General features: G+C 62.6%; 11 protein-coding genes. 9 read left to right on the top strand and 2 right to left on the bottom strand.

Translation table 11 applies throughout. The annotated features are described in order from the left end of the window. The first annotated feature begins 1 nt into the window (after nucleotide 1). The 3 genes from hflX (at nucleotide 2) to AACP62_RS04905 (ending at nucleotide 3,533) form a co-directional block, all read left to right on the top strand. A complete protein-coding gene (gene hflX, locus AACP62_RS04915; RefSeq protein ID WP_324612071.1) occupies nucleotides 2-1,468 on the top strand; it encodes a GTPase HflX in 1,467 nt (488 codons plus the stop codon). 101 nt (nucleotides 1,469-1,569) lie between these two features. Continuing rightward, a complete protein-coding gene (locus AACP62_RS04910) occupies nucleotides 1,570-2,532 on the top strand; it encodes an L-lactate dehydrogenase (RefSeq protein WP_024627229.1) in 963 nt (320 codons plus the stop codon). A gap of 71 nt (nucleotides 2,533-2,603) precedes the next feature. Continuing rightward, on the top strand, nucleotides 2,604-3,533 hold the full coding sequence (locus AACP62_RS04905) for a cation diffusion facilitator family transporter (RefSeq protein ID WP_154313353.1): 930 nt from the start codon (nucleotides 2,604-2,606) through the stop codon (nucleotides 3,531-3,533). A 3-nt stretch (nucleotides 3,534-3,536) separates the two neighbouring features. Here the strand turns inward: AACP62_RS04905 and lexA are convergent, their stop codons facing one another. Then, on the bottom strand, nucleotides 3,537-4,298 hold the full coding sequence (gene lexA / locus AACP62_RS04900) for a transcriptional repressor LexA (RefSeq protein WP_425332924.1): 762 nt from the start codon (nucleotides 4,296-4,298) through the stop codon (nucleotides 3,537-3,539). 178 nt (nucleotides 4,299-4,476) lie between these two features. Between lexA and AACP62_RS04895 the strand changes: the two genes are divergently transcribed. Together AACP62_RS04895 and nrdR are read left to right on the top strand one after the other, a co-directional pair. Continuing rightward, the gene (locus AACP62_RS04895) at nucleotides 4,477-4,905 is read left to right on the top strand and encodes a LysM peptidoglycan-binding domain-containing protein (protein ID WP_154313354.1); all 429 of its coding nucleotides are present in this window, start codon (nucleotides 4,477-4,479) and stop codon (nucleotides 4,903-4,905) included. A 157-nt stretch (nucleotides 4,906-5,062) separates the two neighbouring features. Beyond that, nucleotides 5,063-5,545, top strand: coding sequence for a transcriptional regulator NrdR (gene nrdR / locus AACP62_RS04890; protein WP_044097646.1), 483 nt, complete (start codon nucleotides 5,063-5,065; stop codon nucleotides 5,543-5,545). Between the two features lie 27 nt (nucleotides 5,546-5,572). On the opposite strand, the gene AACP62_RS04885 is transcribed toward nrdR, so the two are convergent. Then, complete coding sequence (locus tag AACP62_RS04885) at nucleotides 5,573-7,807, bottom strand: HelD family protein (protein ID WP_154313355.1); 2,235 nt, start codon at nucleotides 7,805-7,807, stop codon at nucleotides 5,573-5,575. Between the two features lie 277 nt (nucleotides 7,808-8,084). On the opposite strand from AACP62_RS04885, the gene mraZ reads away from it, so the two are divergent. The 4 genes from mraZ to AACP62_RS04865 are packed head-to-tail and all read left to right on the top strand — an operon-like array spanning nucleotide 8,085 to nucleotide 11,936. Further along, nucleotides 8,085-8,567 carry a division/cell wall cluster transcriptional repressor MraZ gene (mraZ, locus tag AACP62_RS04880; RefSeq protein ID WP_154313356.1) on the top strand — a complete coding sequence of 161 codons (483 nt, stop codon included), beginning with the start codon at nucleotides 8,085-8,087 and terminating at the stop codon, nucleotides 8,565-8,567. A gap of 11 nt (nucleotides 8,568-8,578) precedes the next feature. Beyond that, entirely contained in the window at nucleotides 8,579-9,670 is a 1,092-nt protein-coding gene (gene rsmH, locus AACP62_RS04875; protein ID WP_339346774.1) for a 16S rRNA (cytosine(1402)-N(4))-methyltransferase RsmH, read from the top strand. Then, on the top strand, nucleotides 9,667-10,158 hold the full coding sequence (ftsL, locus tag AACP62_RS04870; RefSeq protein WP_154313358.1) for a cell division protein FtsL: 492 nt from the start codon (nucleotides 9,667-9,669) through the stop codon (nucleotides 10,156-10,158). The genes rsmH and ftsL overlap by 4 nt, the downstream gene beginning before the upstream one ends. Next, complete coding sequence (locus AACP62_RS04865) at nucleotides 10,155-11,936, top strand: peptidoglycan D,D-transpeptidase FtsI family protein (RefSeq protein WP_154313359.1); 1,782 nt, start codon at nucleotides 10,155-10,157, stop codon at nucleotides 11,934-11,936. The genes ftsL and AACP62_RS04865 overlap by 4 nt, the downstream gene beginning before the upstream one ends. The last annotated feature ends 7 nt before the right edge of the window (nucleotides 11,937-11,943 follow it).

The following is an 11,943-nucleotide window of genomic DNA, read 5'->3' as shown; positions in this document are numbered from 1 at the left end:
GGTGCTGACCCGCGGCGAAGGGCAGGTCGGGCAGGACCAGGATCAGGAGTGGGAGGAGCGCAGTCGACTCAATGCCTTCCGCCATGTCGAGGGGCTTGGCGAGCTCCAGGACGTGACCGAGGTGGAGTACCGCAAGGTCCGTCTGGAGCGGGTGGTCCTGGTCGGCGTCTGGTCGGGTTCGCGGACCACGGTCGGTCAGGCCGAGGAGTCCCTGCGCGAGTTGGCCGCCCTGGCGCGGACAGCCGGGGCCGAGGTGCTGGATGGACTGCTCCAACAGCGTGTCAAGCCTGATCCGGCCACCTACCTGGGCTCGGGCAAGGCACGGGAGCTGGCGGATATCGTGGCCCGGCTGGGCGCCGACACCATCATCACCGACGACGACCTTCATCCCTCCCAGCGACGTGCCCTTGAGGATGTCACCAAGGTCAAGGTGGTCGACAGGACGGCCCTGATTCTGGACATCTTCGCCCAGCACGCCACCAGCCGAGAGGGCAAGGCCCAGGTGGAACTGGCACAGCTGGAGTACATGCTGCCCAGGCTGCGCGGCTGGGGCGGATCCCTCTCCCGCCAAGCCGGAGGACAGGCTGCCGGGCAGGCCGGCGGCATAGGCTCCCGCGGACCCGGAGAGACCAAGATCGAGACCGATCGGCGGGTCATCAGGCGGCGGATTTCCCGGCTGAAGCGACAGATTGCCCAGATGGCCCCCTCGCGTCAGGTCAAGCGTGGGTCCCGGCGGCGTTACCAGTTGCCGGCTGTGGCCGTGGTGGGTTACACCAATGCCGGCAAGTCCTCGCTGACTAATCGGCTGACCGGGTCCGAGGAACTGGTTGAGAACGCCCTCTTCGCCACCTTGGATACGGCCGTCAGGCGGACCAAGGCGGCAGATGGCCGGCTCTACGTCTATGTGGACACGGTCGGGTTCGTCCGCCGCCTGCCCACCCAGCTGGTCGAGGCCTTCAAATCCACCCTGGAGGAGGTGGGTCAGTCCGACCTGATTCTGCACGTCGTGGATGGCTCCCACCCCGATCCCTTCGGGCAGATCAGGGCAGTGGATGCCGTGCTGGCAGACATCCCCGGCGCCGAGTCCATTCCACGCCTGCTGGTCTTCAACAAGGTGGATCTGATCGACCAGGATGCCCGGCAGCGGCTTGCCAACCTCGAGCCTGAGGCCTTTTTGGTCTCGGCCAGGCAAGGTCAGGGTCTTGAGTCCCTGCGCAGGCGGGTGGAGGAGCTGCTGCCCGCACCCGCCGTGCATGTCCAGGCCATCCTGCCCTACACCAGTGGTTCCCTGCTGGAGCAGGTGCGGCAGTTGGGACGGGTGGATTCATTGGAATACCGGGCCGATGGGGTTGCGCTGAGCGCTGATGTGGATGACCGGCTGGCGGCTGCCGTGCTTGACCAGGCCATTGATCAAAAGCCCTTGCAGGCTCCGGCGGGTGACACGCCATCGGGAGGACTGAACTCCTAAGGGGCGGATGCACGCCAGGTCACCTATGCTGGGTAGACTACGTATGTTGTGTCAGCGGCAAACCCGTTTCCCGGGTTCCGATAAGAGAGGTCCATAAAACTATGGCGGAATCATCAATCAAGCCAACCAAGCTAGCGATCGTAGGAGCCGGAGCCGTGGGGTCGACCCTGGCCTTCTCGGCGGCCCAGCGCGGTGTGGCTCGGGAGATCGTCCTTGAGGATATCAACGCCCAGCGTGTTGAGGCCGAGGTCCGCGACATGCAGCACGGATCCAGCTTCTACCCCACGGTCACCATCGACGGCTCGGACGATCCTCAGATCTGCGCCGACGCCGACATGGTGGTCATCACGGCCGGAGCCAGGCAGAAGCCTGGGCAGACTCGGCTTGACCTGGCCGGCGCCACCATCAACATGATGAAGTCCATCATCCCTCAGATGGTCGAGGTGGCCCCCAATGCCATCTTCCTGCTGATCACCAACCCCGTTGACATCGTCACCAGGGTTTCCCTGGAGCTGTCCGGACTGCCGGTCAATCAGATGTTCGGCTCGGGTACCAACCTGGACTCTGCCCGCCTGCGCTACCTGATCGGCCAGCAGACCGGGGTCAACGTCAAGAACGTCCATGCCTACATCGCCGGCGAGCACGGCGACTCCGAGGTCCCGCTCTGGAGCTCGGCCACCATCGGCGGCGTGCCCATGTGCGACTGGATGGAGCTGCCCGGCCATGAGCCCCTCGATGCGGCCAAGCGTGAGGAGATCCACCAGGAGGTGAAGAACGCCGCCTACCAGATCATCGAGGGCAAGGGGGCGACCAACTTCGCCATCGCTATGTCCGGCGTGGACATCATCGAGTCCATCCTGAACGGCACCGACCGGATCCTGCCGGTCAGCTCCCTGCTGGAGGATTTCCATGGGATCTCCGACGTGTGCATGTCGGTTCCCAGCGTGCTCAACCGTGACGGGGTCAACACCCATATCAACACCCCTCTGAGCGACGGAGAGCTGGCTGCTCTGAAGCGTTCCGCCGAGACCCTCAAGGAGACGGCAAGCAAGTTCGGCTTCTGAGTATTTCCCAGAACACCCTTGCCTTGTGCCCCCTGGTGGCATACCTTGGTGACTGATGAATCGGGGTATGCATGAGCGCTCATGAAGGTGTTGTCCAGGGCGGCGGGTCCGCCCATCGTCGACAGTTGCTGACGACCTTGGCACTGACGGGGTCGGTCTTCGTGGCCGAAGTCGTCGGCGCCTTGGTCACCCGCAGCCTGGCCCTGCTGGTCGACGCCGGGCACATGATGACCGACATGGCCGTGCTGATCGCCTCCACCGTCACTGCAGTGTTGATGGAGCGCCGCCCCACAAACCGGCGGACCTGGGGCTGGTCCCGCCTGGAGGTCATCACGGCGGCTGGCGGGGCTCTGGTTCTGCTGGCTGTGGGCATTTACGCCATTGTGGAGGCTGTCTTGCGGCTCTGGTCACCTGGGCGGGACCAGGTCCATCAGCAGGGGCTGTTGCTCTTCTTCGGCATCCTGGGTCTGGCTGCCAATGTGGGGTCCATCCTGGTCCTGGCCTCCGGGCATAAGGACAACCTGAACATGCGCGCCGCTTTTCTCGAAGTGGTCAACGATGCGCTGGGTTCGGTCGCGGTTCTGGTATCAGCAGTGGTCATGATGCTCACCGGCTGGGCCGGATTTGACGCCGTAGCGGGAGGTCTGATCGCTCTGCTGATGATTCCGCGTGCTATCAAACTGCTGGCCAGCAGTGTTTCCGTGCTTCTTGAGGAGACCCCAGCAGACCTCGACATGGCCAAGGTCAGGAAGCACCTGGAGGATGTGCCTGGCGTACTTGAGGTTCATGACCTACATGCCAACAGCGTCTCCACCGGCCTGCCTCAGCTGACAGCACACGTAATCGTTCCCAAGGGTACGACGGCCGTTGAAAACGAACGTATTCTGACCAGCATGCAACGCTGCCTGCGCGATCATTTTCCGGTCTCGGTCGAACACACGACTTTTCAGATAGAGCCGCAGGGGCACAGAGACAGCAGCGGCGAGCATTTGGACATGTAGCCTTCAGACCTTGCGCAGAACGGTGACCACCTTACCCATGATGACGGCATGGGTGCCGTCAATAGGGGAGTATGCCGGGTTGTGGGGAATCAACCAAACGTGGCCCTTCTCGCGTCGGAAGGTCTTTACCGTGGCCCCATCGTCCAGCAGAGCCGCGACGATATCCCCGTTCTCGGCTTCCTGCTGACGGCGGACGACAACAAAGTCTCCGTCGCAGATGGCGGCATCGACCATGGAATCCCCATGGACCTCGAGCATGAATAGCTCACCGGATCCCGTCAGACGTTCGGGCAGACGCATGACATCGTCCACATGCTGCTCGGCCAGAATGGGCTGACCGGCGGCGATTCTGCCGACCAGGGGCACGTCGCGCGACTGCATGATTGCCTCGTCGGCCTGCGTGTCGGGGAAGGGTACAATCTTGGCGGTTCCTGCAGCCGGCTCAGGCTGGTCCTGAACCAACTCTATGGCACGTCCCTTGTTGGCAGTCAGACGAATGTAGCCCAAATCCTGCAAGACCTGAAGCTGGTGCTTGACGGAAGAAGTGCTGCGTAGTCCTGCGTCTTTGCCGATCTCCCTGTAGGAGGGCAGGAATCCGCGCTCTGCCAGGTGCCGCTTGATAGCTTCCAAAACCCTGGCCTGGCGATCGGTCAGCTTAGGTCGGGATCCCTTATTCAGGCTCTCGGCGTTGACGGAGGTTTCAGCGGCTTCCTGAGAGTCGGCGCTGTTGGTGACAGTGGCCTGGTTGAGGGAGCTCGTAGCCATGGACCCGGTAAAGGGGATGGTACTCACGATGGGCTCCTTTCCTTGCAAACTGAACTCAGTCTAACCTGCCGGGAGTGAAAAATCAAACAAATGTTCGAATCAGCCTTGCCAAATGGCTCTTGCGGTGCCACAATGAGAACATCTGTTCGATAGAACAAATGTTCGAAAGAGGTGTGCCATGGTTGTTCGTACCTGTGCCAGTTCCCGCATGTCTGCGCCGTCGAACCTGTTTTCGGCCTGCCGGGCGTATGTAGGTTCTGTGTTCTCGTCCGTCATGGCTCATCTTCGTAGAGCTGTTAAAGCCTGTGTGTCCGAGCAAGGTTTTCTGAGTGTCGTTGTGCATAGATTTGCGGTTTTTCTGGCTGTCGCTGTTCTGACCCTGGCTGGAATCGGATTGATGGCTCGACCGGCCAGCTCCGCTCCAGGACCGCAGGAGGTCATCACCAGAACTGTTCGTCCGGGCGATAACGTCTGGTCCTACGCGGCCTCGATCACACCACAAGGTGAGGATGTCACTAAAAACGTGGACCGCATCATGCAGATCAACAATATGTCTTCACCCAATCTGCGTGTTGGCGACCGAATTCTGATCCCCAGCGACGATTGAGACCGTGACTTTCAATCCAGTGAATCAATGAAGGGGTTTCAATGACTTGTCGTCTGAACGAAGGCGATAGCTGAATTCGAGGAGTTTGTCCAGGGTTGTACGCTGATAGGCCCGGTATACGTGGGTCTCGCGGTCCTTTGGCGCTATGATATTATCTATGCATTGTCCTTTCTGCCAGAATCCCGATACCAAGGTTGTGGATACGCGAATCAGCGACGACGGCCATGCCATCAGACGCCGCCGTGAGTGTCCGAACTGCTCGCGTCGGTTCACCACGGTGGAGACTTCGATTCTCTTGGTCATGAAACGCTCAGGCAATGCCGAGCCTTTCAACCGCGACAAGGTCATCTCTGGTGTGAGGAAGGCCTGCCAGGGTAGGCCCATCGATGAGAATGACCTAAAGCTCCTGGGCCAGCAGGTCGAAGAGGATCTACGTTCGCGCGGCCTGGCCCAGGTTGATTCGGAAGAGGTCGGCAGGGCCATCCTGAAGCCCCTCAGGGAGCTGGATGAGGTGGCCTATCTGCGCTTCGCTTCGGTATACCGCAACTTCAGCAACCTGGAGGACTTCCAACAAGCCATCGATACCCTGCGCGCCGAGGACCAGTCAGCTGAAGAGCAGTCTGCAACTGCACAGTCCTGAAATTAGCTACTCAGGCACATAGGCACATCATCCCAGGTCCAGCAGCCTCTGATCCTTGGATGTCTGGGCGATGACCAACTCCTGGGTCGGTCGCGTCATGGCCACATAAAGGTCGGCCGCCGCGCTCAGTCTGGAGGGGGCTTCATCCTGAATGGCTCCAGGTTCAACCAGAACCACGGCGTCGAATTCCAGTCCCTTGGTGTGGCCGGTGGTCGTGACCATGATCTGGTGCTCCTGTGACTTATCAATATGGAGCCGGGAGCTGACCTCGGCTTCCAAGGCACTGGGAACGATGATGGCCAGGCGCCCGGTACCGTCTTTGCCTAGATGGCGTTCCGCCAATTCGCCCACCAGGTCAGGCAGCTGATCCAGCAGGCTGGCCTGATCCTCTGCTCGCAGATGACTGACTGATCCTTCCACCTCGCGCACGGCCTTGAGTGTGGAAACCTCAAGACCCTCGGAGGCTGCGAAGGAGGAGGCCAGGTTGGATACCTGGCGAGGGTTGCGATAGTCGATGGTCAGCTGCCGCAGGTCCCACCCGTCCGGGCCGAAAAGCTTGTCCATGGTGGAGGCCCAGGACCGTGTGCCACCAAGGGCCGCTGTCTGGGCCACATCCCCGACGATGGTAAAGGACCGGGATGGGCAGCGCCGGACCAGCATCCTCCAGTCCATGGCCGTCAGCTCCTGGGCCTCGTCGACCACGATGTGCCCGTAGACCCATTCTCGGTCGCCGGCCGCCTGGGTGGCTGCCTGGTTATCGTCCTGGCCGTTGATGGAATCCAGCAGCATCTGCGAGGTCACGATGCCTGTGCCGATGCCGTTTTGAGCCAGAGTGTCGCTGGCAAACCGACGTTCCTCCTCGCGGCGGGCCTTTTCAGCCTGATCTCGATCCGCCTGGTGGGGGTCGGGGCCCAGCAGCTCCATGGCCTCGTCCAGGATGGGGATGTCGGATACGGTCAGTTCGGCGCCGTCCTGGCGGGTCAACAGGTCAATCTGTTCAGGAGTCAGCCAGGGGGCGAACCGGCGCAGACGGTCCGGCCTGGACCAGAGGTCGTTGACCAGCCAGCGGGGGTTCATGGGGAGCCAGGCCAGATTGAGGGTCCGTCGCACCTGGTCGTTCAGACGCAGCAGGGAGGTGACCCGGGCAAGTTCCTCGGCTCCGGGCTGATAGTCCACTCCCTCGGCATAGCGGGTGGTCATGGCGTTCAGGGCCGAGCGCACGAAGGTGTTTCTGGCCTTGTTGTGGGGTTGATGGCTGCGGCGTGCATCGACCAGGGCCTGTTCCAGGTCGACCGCCAGCATGGGTACGGCAACCCCGTCCACCTTGACCGTGGGCAGGGAGCCAGGTACCCGCTCCCGAGATGCGACGGCGTTGGCTACGGCCTCGGCCATGCGGATGTCCCCCTTGAGTCGGGCCACGTGCGGGTCCTCCTGGCGTTCGGTGCTGATGCCGGGGATGAGGTCGCCTATGGTGCGGCTGAGCACTCCGGTCTCACCCAGGGAGGGCAGGACCTGGTCGATGTAGTGCAGGAAGGCGTTGCTGGGCCCGACGATGAGCACGCCCGAACTCTCCAGTCTGCGCCGGTGGGTGTAGAGCAGATAGGCCGCCCGATGCAGGGCCACGGCCGTCTTGCCGGTTCCCGGCCCGCCCTGGACCACCAGCGGACGGGTCATGGGGGAGCGGATGATCCGGTCCTGTTCGGCCTGGATGGTGGCTACGATGTCGGTCATCTGCCCGGTACGGCGGCTGGACAGGGAGGCCATGAGCGCGCCCTCGCCGGCAAGCGTGCCGCCCTGGGCCGCCTTATCTACCTCGGGGGCGGATAAGTCCAGGACCTCATCCTCGATGCCGGTGACCTGGCGGAAGTTGAGGGTGATGTGCCGACGCATGACGATGTCGCCGTGGTCCGCCGGGGTGGCCTCGTAGAAGGGGCGCGCGGCCTCGGCACGCCAGTCGGTCAGAATGGGCTCGTGGTTGCTGTCCAGCAGACCCAGCCGTCCGATATATCGCCGGCCGCCCTGGGCCGTATCCAGTCGGCCGAAGACCAGACGGTCCTCCACGGCCCGCAGCTGGGTCAGCCGGTCCTCATACATGTTGGCGAAGGAATCCCGCTCGGTGCGCTGGGTGGGGGATCCGTGTGAGCCGGCGGCCCTGACTGCATCCAGTCTGGTCCTGGCCTGTGTCCGCAGCTCGTCCAGACGGCCGTAGGCCCTGTCCACCGCCGTCTGCTCTTCATGCAGCTGTGAGGAATAGCTCGACATGTGCGTCCGTTCTGTCCAATGTTCAAAAATCGGATGATCCAATATACCGCTCGACCTCTACTTTTTCGGCTCTGAAGACCCTCGGCCGCGCTCTCTTTGACGGGTGGCGAAACGCCGGGCCGGTCCCTTTGGTGAGTCGAATGGTTGGGTTTGGGCCTGAAATGGTGTCATGGTGGTGAGCAATGGGGATAAGTGGGGTAAAGTGGGGAGCATTGCGTAGGGGACGCTACCCGATGGGGTCGTCCCATGGTTACCAAACTGGCATTGGAGGTGGGGCATGGCCGATACATACGAGGCAGATGCCTCCTCGCCTTCCCTGCCGCCCATGCTTCTGGGTACCTACACACCCAAGATGGATTCCAAGGGACGCCTGGCTCTGCCGGCCAAGTTCCGCGCTCAGCTGGGTCAGGGTCTGGTCATGGCCCGCGGTCAGGAGCGTTGCGTCAGCCTGCTGCCCACCGAGGAATTTCGGCGGATGGCCGTGCGCATCCAACACACTTCCATGGGCGACAGGTCAGCCAGGGACTACCTGCGCGTATTTTTGTCAGGCGCCGTCGACCAGATCCCCGACAAGCAGGGGCGCATCCTGGTTCCGCCCATGCTTCGCTCCTACGCACGGCTGACCGGCCCCGTCGTGGTCATCGGTGTGGGAACCCGTGCCGAGATTTGGGATCAGGATTCCTGGTCCTCCTACCTGGAAAGCAAGGAGCAGGGCTACGCCGATATTGCCGACGATGTTCTTCCGGCGGTGGATTGCTGATGGAGGCCCTCATGGAAAATCGCAATCCGCCCGACCAGGAGGCTGTGGACAGCGGCATGGTCCATCGTCCCGTCCTGCTGGAGCGCTGTCTTGCGCTGGCCCGGCCCGCCTTGGAGCACCGGGGGGCCGTGGCTGTGGATTGCACGCTGGGCCTGGCCGGTCACGCCACCGCCTTCCTCAAGTCCTGTCCTCAGGCCCGTCTTATTGGCATCGACAGGGATCTTGAGGCTCTGGACCTGGCCACGGGCCGGATGCGTGACGAGGGCCTGGCCGACCGCTTCACCCCGGTGCATGCCCCCTTTGACCAGCTGGATCAGCAGCTGGATGCCCTGGGCCTGGGCCAGGTAGACCTGGTCTTCATGGATCTGGGGCTGTCCTCCCTGCAGATCGACCAGCGCGACAGGGGGTTCACCTACCGGCAGGACGCTCCGTTGGACATGCGTATGGACACCAGCCAGGAGCTGACGGCTGCACAGGTTCTGGCCGAGTACGACCAGGACCAGTTGGCCGGCATCTTCTCCCGGTATGGGGAGGAGCGCTATGCAGGACGCATCGCCCGGGCCATCGTGGAGGTCAGGCAGGAGCAGCCGCTTACCACCTCGGCCCAGCTGGATCGTCTGGTTGACAGGGTTGTGCCGCGTGGCCACCGTCCTCCGGGCAATCCGGCCAAGAGGGTCTTCCAAGCCCTGCGCATCGAGGTCAACGGAGAGCTAGACCGCCTGCGGCGAACCCTGCCTCAGGCCATTCTTCGCTTGACCCAGGGTGGTCGTCTGATTGTGGAGTCCTACCACTCCCTTGAAGACCGTATGGTCAAGCGCTTCATGGCATCAGGGCTGCATGTGGACCTGCCGGCGGGCATGCCGGTGGTGCCCGATCAGGCCCGTCCCTACTTATCGGATCTGACTCATGGGGCCATCAAGGCCGATGTGGCCGAGCGGGAAAGCAACCCCCGGTCCGCCTCGGTGCGCCTGCGGGCCGTGGAGATGATTGGGACAATCCCTGAGGAGCGTCGTCATCGGCTTGAGTCCGAAGCCCGTGGTGAGTTCTCAGATGGTCATCATCGCCATCCCGGCCACGGCTCGGAATCGAGGCGCCGGTCATGACCATGCCAGCACGTTCGGTCCGTTCCAAGGCCTCCCCGGACAAGGGGCATCCCCGCATCCAGGAGATGCCCACCAGGCCTGAGCTCAGTCTGATCAAGGGCACAGGCAAGGCAGGCAAGGCGCGCCAGCAGGAACGAGGTCCAGTGGCTGAGGGGGTCCGGCGTCTGATCGGCTGGACGCGGACCCGGGGCAATCCTCTGCTGCGGATTATGACATCGGTGGTTTTTCTGGCGGCCTGCATGTTCGGCTCCCTGATGCTGCGCACCCAGATGGTCCAGGATTCTTTCGAGGCCACCCGGATCCAGCATGAGATCAGCAATCTCAACCAGGACGTCCAGGATGACCAGAACAAGCTCGACCAGCTCCAGGCCTCTCTGCCGGACAAGGCCCAGCAGTTGGGCATGCAGCCACAGCAGGGTCTGAACTCCATCGATCTGCAGGGCTACAAGCCTCCTCAGGATGCCCATGGCAAGGCGGGGCATCCATGAGCGGCAAGGGAACCAAGCGCTCCTGGCATCTTTCCTTCTGCAAGCGTTCGCTGTCTGTGGGCCTGATTCTGATCCTGGTGGCCGCTCTGGCCCTGGGCAAGCTGGCCTACATCCAACTCTTTGACGGAAGGTCCATGGCCCAGGCTGCTGCGGCAGGTCGCACCGTGCCGCACACCATCAAGGCCCAGCGTGGCCGCATCCTGGATGTCAATGGCCGGGTGCTGGCCCAGAGCCTGGAGCGATACAACATCATCGGCGACCCCGAGGCGGCCGCCTCTTTCATACCAATCAACTGCACCAAGCGCACCGGAAACGACTGCCACAGCATCAAGGGCCATCCGGTGGGTGCCGACGGTGCTGCCGGCGTGGCACGTCTTCTGGCACCGGCCCTGGGGATGAACGCCATGGAGCTGGGCGGCAAGCTCAGCGTTCCCGGACGGTACGTGGTCCTGGCCAAACGGGTGACTCCCGAGGTCAAGCGCTCCATCGACAAGCTGGGGCTGCAGGGGATCATCACGGCCGAACTGAGCAGCGAACGCACCTATCCTCACGCGGATCTGATGGGAGCCCTGATCGGGGGCATCGACGACAGCGGCAAGGGAGTGGCCGGGATCGAGCAGATGGAGAATCGGCGGCTGACCGGCACTGACGGCTATACGGTCTATCAGCAGGGGATGCTGGGCCAGGAGATTCCCGGAACCATGACCCGTCAGCGCAATCCGGTCAACGGCAAGGATGTGAGATTGACCATTGATCAGGACGTGCTTTGGTATGTCCGCCAGGCCCTCAAGTCAGGCTGCCAGAACTATCATGCGGACTGGGCACTGGCGGTGGTTCAGGACACCCGCACCAACGAGATCCTGGCCCTGGCCGACTCCGACGATTACCAGGCGGGCAGCGACCAGGCCAAGGTCAACTCCTCCAGGGCGGTGGCGGAGACTTTCGAGCCCGGATCGGTCGGGAAGACCATCTCGGCCGCTGGCATGCTCCAGGAGCAGGCGCACTCCATGACCGACCGCTTTACGGTGCCCGACCACATCACCCTCGACAACCAGCAGTACAAGGATTCCTTCAACCATGGGGACGAGCATTGGACGCTGGCCGGAATTTTGCAGAATTCCTCCAACGTGGGCATGGTCATGGCCGGCCAGAACTATCCGGACCAGAAGCGTTACGACTATCTGACCCGCTTCGGCATCGGCCAGGTCTCGGCCCTGGGTCTGCCGGGGGAGTCCAAGGGGCTGCTGACCACACCTCAGACCTGGGACCGGCGCACCCGGAACACGGTGCTGTTCGGCCAAGGCTATGCCACCAACGCCGTTCAGCTGACCAATGCCATCGCCACCCTTGCCAATAAGGGGGTCCGTTCCGACCAGACCATCATCCGCGGTCAGGGCGCCCCCAAAGCTCATCAGGTCAGGGTCGTGGACGAGAAGGTGGCCGCCGAGGTCATGAACGCAATGGAATCGGTGTCAGAGAAATACGATAAGACGGTCAAGGTGGAAGGCTACAGGATAGCCGCCAAGACCGGCACCGCCGAGGTAGCCGACAGCTCCGGCAGGCTGGGCGGCATCGTCAGCGACTGGGTGGGCATACTGCCCGCTGACGATCCCCGCTTTGTGATCACCGTGGTGCTGAAGAACCCCCACAGCAGCGCCGGGATTTTCGGCGGCGTCACCGCAGGTCCCATCTTCGCCCAGATCGGTGAATTCCTTATGCAGAAATACCAGGTCCCCACGTCCCAGCCCAGAACCGATGCTATCCCGGTAACATGGTGATACCGGC

This window comes from Bifidobacterium apis (assembly GCF_036986835.1).
GTDB classification, from domain to species: domain Bacteria; phylum Actinomycetota; class Actinomycetes; order Actinomycetales; family Bifidobacteriaceae; genus Bombiscardovia; species Bombiscardovia apis_A.
Note: the sequence above shows the minus strand (reverse complement) of the source record. Positions and strands in the feature narration are given on the sequence as shown.